The organism is Serratia sp. JKS296 (genome assembly GCF_900215445.1).
GTDB lineage: Bacteria > Pseudomonadota > Gammaproteobacteria > Enterobacterales > Enterobacteriaceae > Serratia > Serratia marcescens.
Genome location: NZ_OCMX01000001.1, coordinates 2,904,814 through 2,921,708, shown reverse-complemented (window position 1 = coordinate 2,921,708; position 16,895 = coordinate 2,904,814). Strand labels below are relative to the sequence as shown.

General features: G+C 60.4%; 14 protein-coding genes. 4 read left to right on the top strand and 10 right to left on the bottom strand.

Going from position 1 to position 16,895, the window contains the following annotated elements; all coding sequences use genetic code 11:
* Positions 1-12: 12 nt before the first annotated feature.
* The 10 genes from CRO23_RS13900 to yebS all read right to left on the bottom strand — a co-directional run bounded on the left by CRO23_RS13900 (position 13) and on the right by yebS (position 11,876).
* Positions 13-252, bottom strand: coding sequence for a DUF1480 family protein (locus CRO23_RS13900; protein WP_004931517.1), 240 nt, complete (start codon positions 250-252; stop codon positions 13-15).
* 135 nt (positions 253-387) lie between these two features.
* The gene (locus tag CRO23_RS13895) at positions 388-1,320 is read right to left on the bottom strand and encodes a Csu type fimbrial protein (protein WP_079449321.1); all 933 of its coding nucleotides are present in this window, start codon (positions 1,318-1,320) and stop codon (positions 388-390) included.
* A gap of 20 nt (positions 1,321-1,340) precedes the next feature.
* Positions 1,341-3,761, bottom strand: a complete 2,421-nt coding sequence (locus tag CRO23_RS13890) for a fimbria/pilus outer membrane usher protein (RefSeq protein WP_176519327.1) — start codon at positions 3,759-3,761, stop codon at positions 1,341-1,343.
* A 67-nt stretch (positions 3,762-3,828) separates the two neighbouring features.
* Entirely contained in the window at positions 3,829-4,593 is a 765-nt protein-coding gene (locus CRO23_RS13885) for a fimbrial biogenesis chaperone (protein WP_033640548.1), read from the bottom strand.
* Positions 4,594-4,617: 24 nt separating this feature from the next.
* A complete protein-coding gene (locus tag CRO23_RS13880; RefSeq protein ID WP_086013591.1) occupies positions 4,618-5,166 on the bottom strand; it encodes a Csu type fimbrial protein in 549 nt (182 codons plus the stop codon).
* A gap of 5 nt (positions 5,167-5,171) precedes the next feature.
* Entirely contained in the window at positions 5,172-5,675 is a 504-nt protein-coding gene (locus CRO23_RS13875) for a Csu type fimbrial protein (protein WP_097102275.1), read from the bottom strand.
* Between the two features lie 2 nt (positions 5,676-5,677).
* Positions 5,678-6,217: a Csu type fimbrial protein gene (locus CRO23_RS13870; protein ID WP_016928005.1), complete on the bottom strand. Its 540-nt coding sequence runs from the start codon at positions 6,215-6,217 to the stop codon at positions 5,678-5,680.
* A gap of 274 nt (positions 6,218-6,491) precedes the next feature.
* Positions 6,492-7,928, bottom strand: coding sequence for a 16S rRNA (cytosine(1407)-C(5))-methyltransferase RsmF (rsmF, locus tag CRO23_RS13865; protein WP_097102274.1), 1,437 nt, complete (start codon positions 7,926-7,928; stop codon positions 6,492-6,494).
* A 101-nt stretch (positions 7,929-8,029) separates the two neighbouring features.
* Complete coding sequence (locus CRO23_RS13860) at positions 8,030-10,660, bottom strand: PqiB family protein (RefSeq protein WP_028128161.1); 2,631 nt, start codon at positions 10,658-10,660, stop codon at positions 8,030-8,032.
* Positions 10,629-11,876 carry a membrane integrity lipid transport subunit YebS gene (gene yebS, locus CRO23_RS13855; protein ID WP_028128162.1) on the bottom strand — a complete coding sequence of 416 codons (1,248 nt, stop codon included), beginning with the start codon at positions 11,874-11,876 and terminating at the stop codon, positions 10,629-10,631. The genes CRO23_RS13860 and yebS overlap by 32 nt, the downstream gene beginning before the upstream one ends.
* Before the next feature lie 255 nt (positions 11,877-12,131).
* Here yebS and CRO23_RS13850 point away from each other — a divergent pair, with 255 nt between their 5' ends.
* The 4 genes from CRO23_RS13850 to htpX all read left to right on the top strand — a co-directional run bounded on the left by CRO23_RS13850 (position 12,132) and on the right by htpX (position 16,698).
* Positions 12,132-12,629 carry a GAF domain-containing protein gene (locus tag CRO23_RS13850; protein ID WP_097102273.1) on the top strand — a complete coding sequence of 166 codons (498 nt, stop codon included), beginning with the start codon at positions 12,132-12,134 and terminating at the stop codon, positions 12,627-12,629.
* Between the two features lie 96 nt (positions 12,630-12,725).
* Positions 12,726-13,436: an RNA chaperone ProQ gene (proQ, locus tag CRO23_RS13845; RefSeq protein WP_004931497.1), complete on the top strand. Its 711-nt coding sequence runs from the start codon at positions 12,726-12,728 to the stop codon at positions 13,434-13,436.
* Between the two features lie 19 nt (positions 13,437-13,455).
* On the top strand, positions 13,456-15,504 hold the full coding sequence (prc, locus tag CRO23_RS13840) for a carboxy terminal-processing peptidase (RefSeq protein ID WP_016927999.1): 2,049 nt from the start codon (positions 13,456-13,458) through the stop codon (positions 15,502-15,504).
* A gap of 309 nt (positions 15,505-15,813) precedes the next feature.
* Entirely contained in the window at positions 15,814-16,698 is an 885-nt protein-coding gene (gene htpX / locus CRO23_RS13835) for a protease HtpX (RefSeq protein WP_016927998.1), read from the top strand.
* Positions 16,699-16,895 lie beyond the last annotated feature (197 nt).

The following is a 16,895-nucleotide window of genomic DNA, read 5'->3' as shown; positions in this document are numbered from 1 at the left end:
TCTGAGGCATTTTCATGCCAGCCGCATCACCCAGGCGTCCGCCTGCCGATCGTAGTGTTGCTTGTACAGCAGCGACTGTTTGCCGTCGAGGATCGCCGGGATGCTGGTGTGTTCATCCCAGCCGTCCAGCTGCATGCACAGATCCGGATCGGACTTGCAGGGAATGCTCAGGGTGCCGGCGCGGTCGGCGCCGGCGTGAAGATGCGCGTCATCGACCTCGAAGCTGCCAATTTTTACGACGGTTTTGCTCATGGGAACTCCTTGCTCAATGGTGTGGTAGGAGGTTAGACCAGTGCGGTCATCGGTAAGAGCATAGCCAAATGAGCAAAAAATGCCACATAAAAATTACATTTTGGAAACAATTTCCACGCCGGCAAAACACAACGCCTAGTACTCCACCACAAAACTGAGGTTGTCCTGATAGCTGCCGACCGCCACTTCCGTCTGCGCCGCATTGACCGCCGCCTTATACGGGATGCTTTGCGCCAGGCCGGTGCCGGCGCCGCTCTGTTTGTTGGTGCTATCCCAAACGGTCGTCGTATTTGGCAGGTAAATCTGATACTGCATGAAATTGCTGGTGCCGCTTTTCATGCGCCGCCAACCGGTGACCGGGTTATTGCCGTTGGTGAAATAGGTGTTGTATCCCTCGGTTTTGGTGCAGGTCAGGGTAATGCTCTGATTGACGGGATTGAACTGTCCGACCAACGCCATGCTGCCGAAGTTGACGTTGGGTGCGGTGCCGATCAGGCAATCTTTGGTGATGGTGACGCTGACGCTGACCGTGCTGGGTTTGTCGACGCCATCCCACCAAACGCACAGGCCGAGCACGCCCAGACCGCAAATATGGTAATTCCAGATCAGGTTGATGCTGTCGGTATAGGTTCCTGCGCGCACGTTGGCGCCGGCGGTGGTTTTGATATACAGCGGAAAGTTGACGTTGGAGGAAATCAGGATCAGCGACAGCAGGTTCAGCGAGCTGTAGTCGATGGTTTGGCCGATGCTGTAAGGATATTGGTAGTTGGCGTCGGGGTAGATCAGGTAAGCGATTTTATCGCCGGAGCCGTCGGTGTTGGCAACCGCCATATTGTTGGTGGTGGAGGCGATCTTGACCGTGACGGTGTTTTGCGTGAGCAAATTGAGGCCGAGGCCGGTGCAGTTGAGGCCGGCGGTGCCCTGGGCGTTGATCTGCCCATTGTAGACCACGAAAGAGCTGCTCCCCGGTAAGGTGACGGTGCCGTTGGTGGTGGCGCAGTCGGCGAATGCGCGCTGACAGAGCAGCAGTGAAAGGGTCAACAATAAGGCTTTCAATCCCCGAAACATAGTGACTCTCCGTCGTTGAATTAGCGGCAGACAACCGGGCCGACGCGCTGGATGCCCTGAGGCTTCGCCAGACTGAATTCCGCCTGGCATGGCGGGCCGCCGTCGGCCGGGATCACGCTCAGGCGATTGTGTTGTTGCACCGGGTCGATATAGGTCATGCCATCCCAACCGACATAGCTCTGCTGACGGCCGCCAACCACCGCCACCTGGCTGCCGTTGGCCAGCGGTTTGCCTTGCTCGTCAACCAGTTCGACGTCGGCGGCGGAGATGGGTTGGATGGGGAACTCGACCAGAAAACCGCTGTGATCGCGAATGGCGACGGTTTTTTCCACCGTCGGCAGCGCGACGTCGGCGGGCAGGCTGAGCGGATCAATCTGGAATTTCGCATGGTAGTAAGAGGTGACGGTCGGCACCAGTAAATAGCCCTGGGCATCGGTCTTGCCGATCGGCTGGTTCTCATAGCTCACCGGAATGTCGGCGTATCCTTGCGTGGACACCAGCGCAAAGGCATCGTTGATGGTGTTGGTGGCGTATACGCCGCCGTTCATCGCCACCAGCGAACCGCTGATTTCTCCCCAGTGGTTGGTTTCATCGCGGGTGCCGTATACGCCCGCGCGGGCTTCGAGCCTGCGGGTTCGCCAGGTCAGATCCGCCTGGCGGTAATCGCCGCCGCTCGGGTTATTGGCGTAGGCCAGATTCCAACCGAAACCGCCATCGGTCGGTGCGGCGCGGCTGTAGCTGACGCGTTCGCTCCAGCGGTTGTTGTTGTCGCGCGCGGCGCTGAAGCTGGCCGTGCCCCAACTGTCGAACGGAATCGAGAGCTGCAGTTGGGCGCTGTAACCGCTGCTGCCGATTTCCCGGTTCAGCGAGGCGTACAGGCTGCTGTTGCGCCAAAGCGACACACTGTAGGACAGGTTCACCAGGCGGGTTCGTTGAGCGATGGCGTCGCGAACGTCAAAATAACCGGCGCCGAGGCTGCCGAGCCGGCCCAGGCTGACGCTGCCGGTCAACTGATCGGTGCGGCGGCTCAGACGGTAGTCGCTTTTATACACGGAAATGTCGCCAAAATCGGCGCTGCGCAGGATGCGTTGCGCGTTGAGGCTGAAGCGTGAGTTGCTGTAGGTGTAGCCAAAACTGCTCTGATCGCCGTGGTTGCCGGTGTAGCGATAGACGGGCTGGGGATCCGGCTGTTGCAACGGCCTGCCGGTCAGCGGGTCATAATACGTGGGGGATTGTATCGGCCTGCCGCCGTTAAACGCTTCGTCGCCGGCCTGGCTGACGCTGTAGGACGCGTTGAAAACCCCCCATTGTCCGATGCGAATGTCGGCGCCGCCGCCGCCGACCGCCAACTCGGCTGCGCCTTCGGCGCGCCCTTCCAGGGTTAACCAGTCAGTGACGCCGTAACGTAAGCTGGCGCTGCCTACCCATTGCCCGTAATCGGCAGAATTCAACCCGTAGTTGCGCCGCAGCAAACCGGTGGAAATGCTGAAATCGCTCATGCCGGTCTGCAGCAGGTTGCTGGCCACGTAGAACGGTACCGTGGTGCTGACCTGGCGGCCGAGGGCGTCGGTGGTGACGACGGTGGCCTGACCCGCGCCGTTAATGTAGGGCACGCTGTTGAGGGTAAACGGCCCGGGATTGATGTTGGTGGTGCTGTTTTTATAGCTGTTGATGTATAAATCGACGCTGCTGGGCAATGCCGCCTGGCCGGAAAACTGCGGCAGCGGGTAGGTGATAAGATCCGGGCGCACCGCGAAATTGCGCGCCAATTGCAAGCCGCCGATGCGCACGGCGCTGCTCCAGGGGAGCGAGCCGGTGGTTAGGTCACCGGCGATCACACTCAACATCCGCTGGTCATCGTTGAAACGCCAGTAGCTGTCATACCGAATATAGCGGCCGCCATCGTCGTTTGGCCCGCCGTTAAACCCGCTGCGGTAGATGCCGGTGTTGGCGACGACGCCGAACCCGTCGAACAGCCGCTGTTCGCTCCACGCCGACAGGTAGCCCGGCCGGCCATTGCCGTTGCTTTGGCTGGCGTAGATGTCGTAGTTGAACAGCAAACCGAGGCTGCTTTGCGCCGGCAAGCGCTGCAACGGTGAACGGGCGTCGATGGTTTGCTGCGGCAACCAGTCGTTGGGCACGTTGATCAGCAACTGCTGGCTCTCGCCGCTGTAGCTGACATCCACCTTCTCCAGCCGATCGACGGCGATTTCTTTCGCCTGTTTATCCGCTACCGGCAGCCCGGCGTCGAGCAGTTGTTGGGGCGTCATGTAGTAATGGCCGCCGCGGTAGTTGACCGGCACGACGTTGCCGGTTTGGCGCCCGTTGACGACCGGCTCCAGATACAGCGTGGTGTCCGGCATGCTGATGGCGCTGGGCGGCGGCGGCAGATCGTCGCCGAGCGCAAACGGCAGCCAGCCGCCGGCCGCCATGCTCAGCATGGCACACGCCAGCGGCTTAAGGCTGAAGCGCCGCGTCGATAGCCTCCCTGTCGGCTGCACCTGGGCCTCAATAAGACGGAATGGCTACGGGCTGTTTGTTGTCATTGACCGTGGCCATCAGCTTGCCGCTGCTGAAACCGCCGGCGGGCGGCAAGGCGAAGCGCATCTGTGAACCGGGCAGCACGTATCCCATCAGGCCGGGATTCAGGCTGCGGCCTTGCAGCGTCACTTTCGATATACGGGCATGCACTGCGCCTTGATTTCGCACCTCCAGCCAGCGTTCGCTGCTTTGCTGCTGTAGACGATAGCTGAGCAGGGGTTGGCTGGCGGTCGCGTAATCGCGCGGTTTTTCGCTGTCCTGTTTGGTCCAGATGCCCTTGCCGCTGACGAACAGCGGCACCGAGTAGCGCATCTGGAATTTCAGCCCCATCTCCGCACCGCCGGGAGCGGCGCTCGACGATGGTTCTTTCACCGGCACTTCATCGACCAAAATGCGGTAGGCCCGCTCCTGTCCCGCCGCCGGCGCCGACTGTTTGATCAGGCGTATCAGCTGGCGTTTGCCTGGCGCGATCGACGCCACCGGCGGGCTGGCGATCACGTCGCTTTGGTTGCTGTAATCGTCTTTGCCGGCGGTTTGCTGCCAACCCAACACGCGAATTTGCATATAGACCGGTTTGCTGTCGCGATTTTCCAGCCACAGCGCGGTGGCCTGTTGTTGATCTTCAATCACCGGATCGATCGGCCAGATGAGAATGGAAGCCGCGGCCAGGGCGTGCTGTTGGCTTGCCAGGAGCAAGGCTGCCGTTAACGGCAGACGGAAGGGTATGCGCATAACTCAATCCTTATTGCAAAAAACTTAATAAGTGACCGTCAACAAGACCGTATCGCTGTAAACGCCACTGGTGGGCAGGGTACTGGTCGAAAACAGACGGGCGTAAACCTTGATTTCTTGCGTGCTGCCGGTGGCGGCGACGGTCTGCGCCGCGCCGCCGTTGGCGCCATCTCCCCAAAGGGTGGCGTAGTTGCTGTCTTGATAAAGTTGATACAGCAGCGTTTCAGACGTGACGGCGTTTTGTAATTTTCTGCCGCCGGCGATGGATCCGGTCACGTGATTGCCGACGCCGAGGGCTAGCGTGACGCTCAGCCCCGGGTTGCAGCGAAACAGCACCGAACCGGCGCCGCTGCTGGAGACGACGCTGACTGCGTTGCTCAGCGAGGACAGTTGGCCGAAGTTCAGGGTGCCGAAGGTGGTCACGTCACTGACGCCGCTGCCCAATACGCAGCCTTTTACCACGGTTGCATTGACGGTGAACGGCTGGCTTTTGGTCAAATCGTTGACGCCGGTATCGCTTTGGGCCGGGGAAAGCGGCAGACAGAACAGCAAACCGCAAATGGAAGCGCGCATCGTCATTACCAATTGATCGTGACCTGTACCGTATCGGTGTAGCTGCCTGTCGGGGGCGTGGACTGCGCCGGAATCATGCCATAGACCGGCAACCAGTTGTCCGCACCGTTGGCGGTTTGTGACACGCCCGTCAGATTATCCCAAATGGTGCTGTGGGCGGCGTTGGTATACAGGTTGTAATTCACCCGTTGGCCCGCCGCGCTTTGCAGGTAGCGGGTAGCGGTATTGCCGCTTTGCCCGCCGCCAAGCAGAACGCTGTAGCTGGTGCCGTTGGTGCATTTCACCCGAATGGCGCCGGCGTTTTGCTGCCCGGCGACGCTGGTTGCGGTGCTGAGAAAATACAGCGTGCCGAAATTCAGCGTGCCGAAGCTGACGTTGCCGCCTGAACTGCTGCCGGCCTCACAGGCGCTGAGCAAGGTCGCGCTGACGCCGAGGGTCGCGGTTTTACTGTCGGCCTGCGCCAACAGGCTGCACGCCCATAATCCGCAGCAGCAGAGCGCGCGCCGCACCGTTACCAGGTGACCGTCATCGTGACGGTGTCGTTATAGGTGTCCGCCGCCGGGGTAGAGCCGGCCGCCGGTACGCGGCCATACACGATCAGCGGAACGGCGGCGCCGGTGCCGGTACCGGTCCGCGCGTTGGCACCGCTGCCCCAGGCGGTGGTGCGTGCGGCATCCTGGTACAGGTTATAGCTGATGAATGCGCCTGCCGTGCTGGCCATGCGGCGTTGGGTGCCTGAAGTGACGTGGAGTCCGTTGTCCAGCGCCACCGTGTAGTCTGTGCCGGTAGTGCAGGTCAATGACAGCGTACCGGCCCCCCCTGCGCCGGTGGCGCTGGCGTCGATAATGTTGGCCAGTGAAGAGTAAGTACCGAAGCTGATGGAGCCGAAGTCGTTGACGGAACCGCTGCTGCTGCCGCCCCCCACGACGCAACCGGCGCCGATGGTCAGCGTCACGCCTAACGTGCCTTGAATGGTGCCTGCTGCGTTAGCCGCGCCGTTGGCGCACAGCAGGGTTGCTACCGAGGTCAATGCCATCAGAGTTTTTTTCATCTTATATTCCTTGCCGTATGAGAGAAAGCCCGCAAAGACGCCACCCAGAGGTGGGTTGAACGTATTCATTTAGCTGCACTTTAATTAATAGAATAAGAATCGGGAATTGTCTTGATGAAAACGAGAAACTTTTTATTCTCATTCCCCGTATGGCGGGGCTTGTAGGCGAGGTATACCGATAAAGTGAAATGATTAGAATAATAACGAACGGCGATGGGAATATTATTAGTGTTATTTTATCGCCGGGGAGTTTCATTCCCCGGCGCGGTATTATTTACAGGTGGAAATCGAGCGCGCCATCCCGCACCAGTTCACGCGGCAAATTGTTTTTGATGCGGCTGCCAATGCGTTTGGCGATGCCCAGCGGTTGCCCCTGATAGGTGACGATGCACTCGTCGCCCGCCGGTGGCTGCTCAGGGTAGAGATCGCGGCCGTGATACCACGCCTGGGCCAGCGCGGCGTCCAGCTCGAAATGCTGTTTGCCGCCGGCGCCTGCGAGGGCGATCGCCGCTTCGTGCTGCCAACGGAAACCTTTCGGGAAGCGTTCCGCCAGCTTGAGACCGATACGCGAGAAGCGCACCTTGCCGAACAGCGGCTCCAGCTCGGCCGGGAACAGCCAGATTTCCTTATCGCGCTCCCACAGCCGGCTGTCATCGCCCCAGGTTAAGCCGGATGCGGCGGCGGCTTGGGCGACCAGCGCCGCCTCTTTGCCGGACAGCGGGCTGAACGGAAACTTACCGACTTTATAGGTCGGCTTCGCCAACGGCGCTACGGCATGCTGTTTGCGCAGACGGGCGACGAAAAAGCCTTCGCTGTCGTAAATCTGCGGGAAGACGTGCAGGAAGCCTTCGGCGGTCAATGCCTTGCCGGCGCCGGGGAACAGCTCACCCAGCGGCTCGACGCTGACCGCGTCACCATAGGTGTCCAGCAGCCAGCGCACCACCTGCTGATTTTCCTGCGCATTGAGCGTGCAGGTGGAATAAACCATCACGCCGCCCGGCGCCAGCGCATGAAACGCGCTGTCGATCAGCTCGCGCTGGGTGGCGGCGATCTCGGCGACGCTGTCCGGCGACCAGTTGCTCATGGCGTCCGGATCTTTACGCACCACGCCTTCACCGGAGCAGGGGGCGTCGAGCAGAATGGCGTCGAAGCTTTCCGGCAGCGCGGCGCCGAACACCCGGCCGTCGAAGTGGGTCAGCGCGGTGTTCTTCACGCCGCAGCGGCTGATATTGGCGTGCAGCACTTTCACCCGGCTGGCGGAGTATTCGTTGGCGACGATGCCGCCCTGGTTGCCCATCAACGCGGCGATCTGGGTGGTTTTGGAGCCCGGCGCCGCCGCCACGTCCAGCACCCGAGTCGGCGCCGCGTCGCCGGCGAACAGCGCGCTGACCGGCAACATCGAACTGGCCTCCTGAATGTAGAACAGACCGCTCAGGTGTTCGGCGGCGCTGCCCAGACGCAGTTTTTCATCGTCGCGCTCGATCCAGAACCCTTCCGCGCACCAGGGAATGGGCTCCAGTCGCCAGTCGTAATCCTGCACCAGCGCCAGGAAGTCGGCGACGCTGATTTTCAGCGTGTTGACGCGCAGGCTACGGCGCAGCGGGCGTTGACAGGCGGCGATAAAATCGTCCATCGCCAGCTCGGCGGGCATGATGGCGCGGGTGGCGTCAAGGAAAGCGGGGGGCAGAAAAACGGCGGTGGATTTGGCCACGGGCGAACTCTCAGGGTGCAATAAAGACAAGGGCGAGAGTTTATCACAAAGCGGAAAAAAACAGGGCCCGGCATTGCCGGGCCCTGAGGAAAACGCGAAAGTTAATCGCGCGGAATGGCGGTGCCCCAGGTTTTCCAGTCCTTCGGCTCTTCCGGATTCAGCAGGAAGTGCTTGTTCGGCGTCGCTTTCGGCGCCAGCGGAATGGTCGGCGGGGTGGCGAAGGCGATACCGCCGCGAATGAACTGCTGGAAGGTGCCGCTCTTGATCACGCCGCCGGTCAGGCCGAACTGCAGGTTGTAACCCGACGCCAGCCAGAACACGCTGTTGTTGCGCACCAGATGTTGATACTTCTTGCTGATGCGCAGCGCAACGTGCACCCGGTCGGACATGGCGCCAAGGTAGAAACCGGTGATGGTGCCGACCTCCACGCCGCGGAACAGCACCGGCGTGCCGATCTGCAGCGAGCCGGTTTCGGCCGCGTCGAGCACGACGCTCAGGCCATCGAGATAGCGCGAGTCGGTGATGCTGGCCTGCTGCAGCTCGAAGGTGCGCAGCTCGCGGCCGCGCCCTGGCTCCACGTTGATATAAGGTTGAAGCAGGGTATCGAGATTGCTGACGCCGGCGGCGGAGATCTCCGGCGACACGATCGAGAAGCGGCTGCCCAGGCGCGCGAAGGTCTGCACGTATTCCGGATACAGCACCGCTTTGGCCAACACTTCGTTGCGCTCCGGCGCCAGCTGCAGCGACTCTACCTGTCCGACGTCGATGCCGAGGTAGCGCAGCGGCATGCCCGCCGACAGCTTGCTGGCGTCGTAGGTTTTCAGCGTGATTTGGCTGCCCACCGCGCGGGCGGCGGTTTCGCTGGCGTACAGCACGCGGTTGGCGCCCTTGTTCAGCGTCACGCCCTGTAGATTATCGAAGCTGATGGCGCCTTTCAGCGCGCGGTTGAGCGGCGAAGCCTGCACCGTCAGCCCGCTGCCGTTGAGCTGCACCTTGGCGCCGCCTTCGGCCCAGAAGATGCTTTCGCGCGTCAGCAGCTTGCGGTATTCCGGGCTGATGTAGACGTCCACCTCAAACTCGTTGGCCTTCGGCCGAACGTTGACGATCTCGCCCACCTGGAATTTGCGGTACAGCACTACCGAGCCGGCCTGCACGTCCGGCAGGCTGGTGGCGCTGAGGGTCAGGGTGGTGGCGGGGGCGTTGCCGACGATGCCTTCCTCGGCTTTTTCGCTGTTGGCGTACAGCGGGTATTGGCCGCCCGGTTCCCCCTTGCTGCCGGGAATAATGCGCACGCCGCCGTCTACCCATTCCTGGGCGCTGGCGCCAAGCACTTCCATGCCGTCAATGCCCAGCTTGACGTCGAGACGGCTGTTGACCACGAATTTACTGTCTTTGTGCAGCAGGCCGCGGTACTGCGCGTCGATGGCGGCGGTGAATACCACGCCGCCGGCGGTCAGCGTGCGGCTCAGAATTTGGCCGACTTTCACGCCGTGCACCACCAGCGGCTGCCCGACGTCGATGCCGTAGCTTTGCGGCGCATTCAGCGTAACGGTCAGCACGCCAGGCTGTTGCAACAGCGTTTCGCTGCTGTCCAGCACGTTGAAGCGCTGCTGCGGCTCGCCTTCGCCCGGCACCAGCTCCAGCGTGGTGCCGGTCAGCAACTGGCTAAGCTTGGCGTCGTTGAGGCTGATGCGCGGGCTGCGCATCACGATGCGGGTGCCGCTGCGCATCAGATCGACCACCGAAGGATCGATGGTCAGTTCACCGACCACTTTGCTGTCCTGTTGCAACGTCAGCTTGGTCAGGGTGCCGACCTGCAGCCCCTGGTACATCAGCGGCGTGCGGTTTTCGCTCAGGCTGTTGCCGCTCGGCAGATCCAGCAGGATATTGACGCCGCGCTGGCTGTGGGCCAGATCAGGATACAGGGTATAGCTCTGATCGCCCTTGGCCTGCTGGCCATCGGCCGGAGAATCGAAGGCAATGGCGCCGTTGACCAGCGCCGCCAGGCTCTCCATCTGCACCGTGGCGCCGGACAGGCTGAAATCGCCCTTGAAGCCGGAAACGTTCCAGAAGCGGCTGTTGCGCTTCACCAGGTTGGCGAAGCGGCGGTCGATCAGCACGTCGATGGTCACGCCCTTGTTGCCTTCGCTGATGGTGTAGTCATACACCTTGCCGACCGGAATTTTACGGTAGTAGACCAGCGAGCCGCTGTTGAGCGAGCCGAGATCGTCGGCGTGCAGGTGAATCATCAGTTCACCGGTGTTCAGGCGGTACTTCGGCTGGGTATCGAGCGCGGTGAAGTGGGTTTGCTCCTTGCCGCTGCCGGGCATCATGCCGATATAGTTGCCGCCGACCAGCGCATCGAGGCCGGACACCCCGGCCAGCGAGGCCTTGGGCGTCACCAGCCAGAACTGGGTGCCTTCGCGCAGCGAGTCTTCCAGATCGCTTTTGATGCTGGCCTCCACCACGATGCTGCGCAGATCTTTGCTCAGACTGATTTTTTGCACCGTGCCGACCTCAACGCCCTGGTAGCGCACCGGCGTGCGGCCGGCAACGATGCCCGCCGCCGATTGGAAATCGATGGTGACGGTGGTGCCGCGCTCCTGGACATTGTTATAGACCAGCCACCCGGCGATCAGCAGGGCGATGAACGGCAGTAACCAGAACGGTGAAATGCGGCGTTTGTTCTTGACCCGCGCTTCAGTCGGTGTAGTCGGCGTTTCCTGTTGCATGTGCATCCCAAATCAATCGGCTATCGAGCCATTCAACGGCAAGAATAGTCAAAATGACCGCCGAGCCAAAGTAAAACGCGGCCGGTCCCATAGTAAAAGATAACAGTTGATCGCGATTTACCAGCGACATCATCAAGGCGATAACGAACAGATCGAGCATCGACCAGCGGCCGATCCAGGTGACCAGGCGCAGCAGACGAATGCGCGTCTTCAGACTGTGCGAGGTTTTGAAGTGGATGCTCAGCAACAGCGTGATCAGCACGATCACCTTGGTGAAGGGCACCAGCACGCTGGCGATGAACACGATGGCGGCGATCGGCACGTTGCCGGAGGTGGCCAGTGAGACCACGCCGGAGAAGATGGTGTCTTCCAGCCGCACGCCGTTGGCGTAAATGATGGAAATCGGCAGCAGGTTGGCCGGTATCAGCAGGATCATCGCCGCGATCAGCGCCGCCCAGGTTTTCTGCAGGCTGTAGGGCTGGCGGTGGCACATCGGCACATGGCAGCGCGGGCAGCGGCCGCGCGCGTCAGGGTAGCCGGTATAGTGGCAGGACAGGCAAATATGCAGCGCCGCCGGCGGGCCTTCCGGCTGTTCCTGCGGATAGTAACGCTCCCACAGCTGCTCCAGGTTAGCGTGGATCAGCGTCAGGATGCTGAGTAGGGTGAGCGACAGGTAGGCGATCAGCGCGCTGCCCGCCTGGATGTCGGCGTAATCCTGCACCTTGATGGCCGCCACCGCCATGCCGATCAGATAAATGTCCAGCATCACCCACTCTTTCAGCCGTTCCAGCATCAGCAGCACCGGGCGCAGGTTCATGCCGAGCGCGTGGCCGAAGCGCAGGTACAGCAACGACAGCGCCAGCGTCAGCGGGGCGCCGAGGGTGCAAAACGCCACCATGCTGGCGGTGAGCGGATCGCCCTGGCGGCTCATCTGCCAGATGCCCTCCAGCAAACTGGCGTCGATGCGCGTGCCGAGCAGGCGGATGCTGATCAGCGGTTCGGTGAAGGCGAACGGCATCAGCAGCAGCATGGTGATCGCCATGGCGGTCAGACGCGTCATCGACCAGTCGCGGCCGTGCACCACCTTGGCGTTGCAGCGCGGACAATAAGCGGCCTGATTGCCGCTGAGCGGCGGCAGCATGAACAGCAGATCGCACTCGCAGCAGCGTTGGTGGCGCGCTTTGGAAAGGGGGGCGGTGATCGCGTGTATTTTCATTTTTGACAAGTCGCTGCCCTTGAGCCCGCCGGAACTGTCAGCGTAGCTGAAAAATAAACCGGCCGCGTCACTGGCGATCGGGCGCCGGACGGTAAAACGAGGTAAACCGGGATTCTGAGCGGCAAACATACCCCGAGCGACGGGGTTTTGTGAAGCAACAGATGATTAACCTTGTGGCTATACGCATTTAATGCTTATTTTATAGGGCCTAAGCTTTGGGCTTCTGGCCATCTTCACTGTTTCAATGGTTATCACATGACAAAAGAACAATTCTACGCGGAATTAAAACGTGATCTGAGCGCGTTGCTCGGCGGGGAGACCAACTTTATCGCGGCGCTGTCCAACGCCAGCGCCTTGCTCAACGAGCGTCTGGATGACGTGAACTGGGTCGGTTTCTATCTGATGGAGGGCGAACAGCTGGTGCTGGGGCCGTTCCAGGGCAAGATCGCCTGCGTGCGCATCCCGGTGGGCAAGGGCGTGTGCGGCACGGCGGTGGCGGAAAATCGCGTGCAGCGCGTCGGCGACGTGCATGCGTTCCCGGGCCATATCGCCTGCGATGCGGCCAGCAACGCGGAAATCGTGCTGCCGCTGGCGGTTGGCGGCCGGACGATCGGCGTTTTGGATATCGATAGCACGGTTTATCAACGCTTCGACGAACGGGACGAAGCGGGCCTGAAAGCAGTGGTGGCGGGGCTTTGTGAGCAACTGGAACAGTGCGACAGTGCGAAATATGTGACTGTGGCGGCAAGTTGATCGACGGTTAACGTGGCAATTACCGATGGCGTCATTATAATGACGCCTGTTCATGCCTGTGGCTTGTTGGCAATACCGTTGTAATCAGGAAATTTCATGGAAAATCAACCTAAGTTGAACTCTAGTAAAGAAGTCATTGCTTTTCTTGCCGAGCGTTTTCCGCTCTGCTTTAGCGCCGAAGGCGAAGCTCGTCCGCTGAAAATCGGTATTTTTCAGGATTTGGTAGAGCGCGTGCAGGGGGAAGAGAATCTCAGCAAAACGCAATTGCGTTCTGCCCTGCGCCTGTACACCTCAAGCTGGCGTTACCTGTACGGCGTTAAAGTCGGCGCGCAGCGCGTCGATTTGGACGGCAATCCGTGCGGTGAACTGGAACAGCAGCATGTCGATCATGCTCGCCAGCAGCTTGAAGAAGCCAAAGCGCGCGTTCAGGCACAGCGTGCCGAACAAAACGCCAAAAAACGTGAAGCCGCCGGCGAATCCGCCGATGCTGCGCCACGCCGTCCGCGTCCAGCCGGTAAAAAGCCCGCTGCACGTCGCGAAGGCGGAGCCGCGCCGGAAAACCGCAAGCCGCGCCCACAAACTCGCCCACAGCCCGCTCGCCAACCTCGTGCAGCCAAAGAGGAAAGCCAGCCGCGTTATGCGCCAGTCACGGATATCTCTAAACTGCAAATTGGCCAGGAAATCAAAGTCAGAGCAGGCAAGAGCGCGATGGATGCTACCGTACTCGAAATCGCTAAAGATGGCGTACGTGTGCAGCTCTCTTCCGGTCTGGCGATGATTGTGCGCGCAGAACACTTGCAGTTCTGATACGGAGGCCAACCCAGGCATGAACAAATTCGTCAGATTAACAGCGATTGCAGGGCTGCTGTGGGCGGGTGTCAGTTACGGCGCGGAAACAGCCAACATCCGCATCGGCCAACTGCCCCAACTGCAACAGGAACCCCAGCACGCTACGGTGAGTGAGCGCGTTACCTCGCGCTTCACTCGCTCTCATTACCGCCAGTTCGCCCTTGACGCGGAGTTTTCAGGCAAGATCTTCGATCGCTACCTGAACATGCTGGACTACAACCATAACGTATTGCTGGCTTCCGACGTGGCGCAGTTCGCCGGCAAACGCAATCAGGTTGGCGAAGAGCTGAAAACCGGCAAGCTGGACACCTTCTACGCGCTGTTCAATCTGGCGCAGAAACGCCGTTTCGAGCGTTACACCTATGCGTTGTCGTTGCTGGACAAGCCGATGAACTTCACCGGCAACGGCACTATCGATCTCGACCGCAGCAAAGCGCCGTGGCCGAAAGACAAGGCCGAGCTGGATAGCCTGTGGGATGCGAAAGTCACCTATGACGAGCTGAACCTCAAGCTGACCGGCAAGACCGACAAAGAAATCCGCGACACGCTGACCAAGCGCTATCAGTTCGCCATCAAGCGCCTGACGCAAAGCAACAGCGAAGACGTCTTCCAACTGGCGATGAATGCCTTTGCGCATGAAATCGACCCGCACACCAACTATCTGTCTCCGCGCAATACCGAGCAGTTCAACACCGAGATGAGCCTGTCGCTGGAAGGCATCGGCGCGGTGCTGCAGATGGATGACGACTACACCCTGATCAACTCGATGGTGCCGGGCGGCCCGGCGGCGAAGAGCAAGGCGATCACCGTAGGCGATCGCATCGTCGGCGTCGGCCAGGCCGGCAAACCGATGGTGGACGTGATCGGCTGGCGTCTGGACGACGTGGTGTCGTTGATCAAAGGGCCGAAGGGCAGCAAGGTGCGCCTGGAAGTCCTGCCGGCCGGCAAGGGCACCAAAACCCGCGTGGTCACCTTGACCCGCGAGCGCATCCGCCTGGAAGACCGCGCGGTGAAAATGACCATCAAGACCGTCGGCAAAGAGAAGGTGGCGGTGTTCGACATCCCCGGCTTCTACGTCGGTCTGACCGATGACGTGAAAGTGCAGCTGCAGAAGATGGCCAAGCAGAACGTCAAGAGCGTGATCATCGACCTGCGCACCAACGGCGGCGGCGCGCTGACTGAAGCGGTGTCGCTGTCCGGCCTGTTCATTCCGAGCGGCCCGGTGGTGCAGGTGCGCGATAACAACGGCAAAGTGCGTGAAGACGCCGACACCGACGGCGTGACCTACTACAAAGGCCCGCTGGTGGTGCTGGTCGATCGCTTCAGCGCCTCCGCCTCCGAGATCTTCGCGGCGGCGATGCAGGATTACGGCCGCGCGCTGATCGTCGGCGAACCGACCTTCGGTAAAGGCACCGTGCAGCAGTACCGTTCGTTGAACCGCATCTACGATCAGATGCTGCGCCCTGAGTGGCCGGCGCTCGGTTCGGTGCAGTACACCATTCAGAAGTTCTACCGCGTCAACGGCGGCAGCACCCAGCGCAAGGGCGTGACGCCGGACATTCTGATGCCGACCGGCGTCGATCCGGCGGAAACCGGCGAAGCGTTTGAAGACAACGCCATGCCGTGGGACAGCATCAATGCGGCGACCTACAGCAAGACCGGCGATATGACGCCGTTCGAGCCGGAACTGCTGAAAGATCACCAGCAGCGCATTGCGCAAAATCCGGAGTTCCAGTACATCGCGCAGGATATCGCGCATTACAAGGCGCTGAAGGATAAACGCAACATCGTGTCCCTCAATCTGGCGGTGCGCGAGAAAGAGAACCACGATGACGACGCGACCCGTCTGAAACGCATCAACGAGCGCCTGGAACGCGCGGGCAAGAAGCCGCTGAAATCGCTCGACGATCTGCCGAAGGATTACCAGGAACCGGATCCGTACCTGGATGAATCTGTGCATATCGCGCTGGACCTGGCTCATCTGGAAAAAGATCAGCCCGCTCAGCAGCCAACGCCGGCCAAATAAGGCCGCCTACGGCAGGATGAAAAACGCACCCTCGGGTGCGTTTTTTTATGGCGACGCGAAGGCCAGCCTCCCTGCTGGATGAAGGGAGGCGGGCTGATGCATCGCCTGACAAATTTAGGGTAAAAAAACCTCCGCCTTGCGCAACAATCGTTTACAATTTGCCAAATCCCGGTCGCGCGCCGTTTTTGTAAAGTTTCGTATTTTTAGTAGGTTAATGACGCGCGACTCTTGAAACTGTGACGAATGCCCATACGATCTAGGGTATCTTAGACAGCGTTTTGTTAACATTTATGAGGAAGTAAACATTTTATGATGCGTATAGCTCTGTTCCTGCTCACCAACCTGGCGGTGATGTTGGTTTTCGGGCTGGTGCTCAGCCTGACAGGAATCCAATCCAGTAGCGTTCAGGGCCTGATGATCATGGCCGGTCTGTTCGGCTTCGGCGGCGCTTTCGTGTCGTTGCTGATGTCCAAGTGGATGGCGCTGCGCTCCGTCGGCGGGGAAGTAATTGAACAACCGCGTAACGAAACCGAAAACTGGCTGCTGGAAACGGTACGCCGTCAGTCGCAGCAGGCGGGCATCGCCATGCCGCAGGTCGCTATCTACCACGCGCCGGACATCAACGCCTTTGCTACCGGCGCACGCCGCGACGCCTCGCTGGTCGCCGTCAGCACCGGCCTGCTGCAGAGCATGAGCCGCGACGAAGCGGAAGCGGTCATCGCGCACGAAATCAGCCACGTCGCCAACGGCGATATGGTGACCATGACCCTGATTCAGGGCATCGTGAACACCTTCGTCATCTTCATTTCACGCCTGATCGCGCAGGTCGCCGCCGGTTTCCTCGGCAACCGCGACGGTGATGGCGAAGGGGAAGGCAACGGCAACCCGATGATTTACTTCGCGGTGTCGATGGTGCTGGAACTGGTGTTCGGCATCCTGGCGAGCATCATCACCATGTGGTTCTCGCGTCACCGCGAGTTCTATGCCGACGCCGGCTCCGCCAAACTGGTGGGCCGCGAGAAGATGATCGCCGCCTTGCAGCGTCTGAAAACCAGCTATGAACCGCAGGAAGCGGGCAGCATGATGGCGTTCTGCATCAACGGCAAATCCAAGTCGTTCAGCGAGCTGTTCATGTCGCATCCGCCGCTCGATAAACGTATCGAAGCGCTGCGTTCCGGCCAGTACCTGAAATAATCGGCTGAATGAAAGGAAAACCCCGGCTTGCCGGGGTTTTTTTTATGGCATACCTGAACCGCTTGGTCAGCGGCGGTGACGGATTCAACAATGAAATTCGGCAATGAATGAGGTAAAGCGCCTCACCAAAGTCTACGGGCGTTAATGCTGCGCAGCAGCGTCCGAAGTCCCTGATGCCGACCTGAAAATAGCGTCTT

What these genes read in the sequence shown, in the direction of transcription:
- CRO23_RS13900 (WP_004931517.1), bottom strand. Translation starts at nt 252, where the DNA reads ATGAGCAAAACCGTCGTAAAAATTGGCAGCTTCGAGGTCGATGACGCG.
- CRO23_RS13895 (WP_079449321.1), bottom strand. Translation starts at nt 1,320, where the DNA reads ATGTTTCGGGGATTGAAAGCCTTATTGTTGACCCTTTCACTGCTGCTC.
- CRO23_RS13890 (WP_176519327.1), bottom strand. Translation starts at nt 3,761, where the DNA reads ATGCTGAGCATGGCGGCCGGCGGCTGGCTGCCGTTTGCGCTCGGCGAC.
- CRO23_RS13885 (WP_033640548.1), bottom strand. Translation starts at nt 4,593, where the DNA reads ATGCGCATACCCTTCCGTCTGCCGTTAACGGCAGCCTTGCTCCTGGCA.
- CRO23_RS13880 (WP_086013591.1), bottom strand. Translation starts at nt 5,166, where the DNA reads ATGCGCGCTTCCATTTGCGGTTTGCTGTTCTGTCTGCCGCTTTCCCCG.
- CRO23_RS13870 (WP_016928005.1), bottom strand. Translation starts at nt 6,217, where the DNA reads ATGAAAAAAACTCTGATGGCATTGACCTCGGTAGCAACCCTGCTGTGC.
- CRO23_RS13860 (WP_028128161.1), bottom strand. Translation starts at nt 10,660, where the DNA reads ATGCAACAGGAAACGCCGACTACACCGACTGAAGCGCGGGTCAAGAAC.
- yebS (WP_028128162.1), bottom strand. Translation starts at nt 11,876, where the DNA reads ATGAAAATACACGCGATCACCGCCCCCCTTTCCAAAGCGCGCCACCAA.
- CRO23_RS13850 (WP_097102273.1), top strand. Translation starts at nt 12,132, where the DNA reads ATGACAAAAGAACAATTCTACGCGGAATTAAAACGTGATCTGAGCGCG.
- proQ (WP_004931497.1), top strand. Translation starts at nt 12,726, where the DNA reads ATGGAAAATCAACCTAAGTTGAACTCTAGTAAAGAAGTCATTGCTTTT.
- prc (WP_016927999.1), top strand. Translation starts at nt 13,456, where the DNA reads ATGAACAAATTCGTCAGATTAACAGCGATTGCAGGGCTGCTGTGGGCG.
- htpX (WP_016927998.1), top strand. Translation starts at nt 15,814, where the DNA reads ATGATGCGTATAGCTCTGTTCCTGCTCACCAACCTGGCGGTGATGTTG.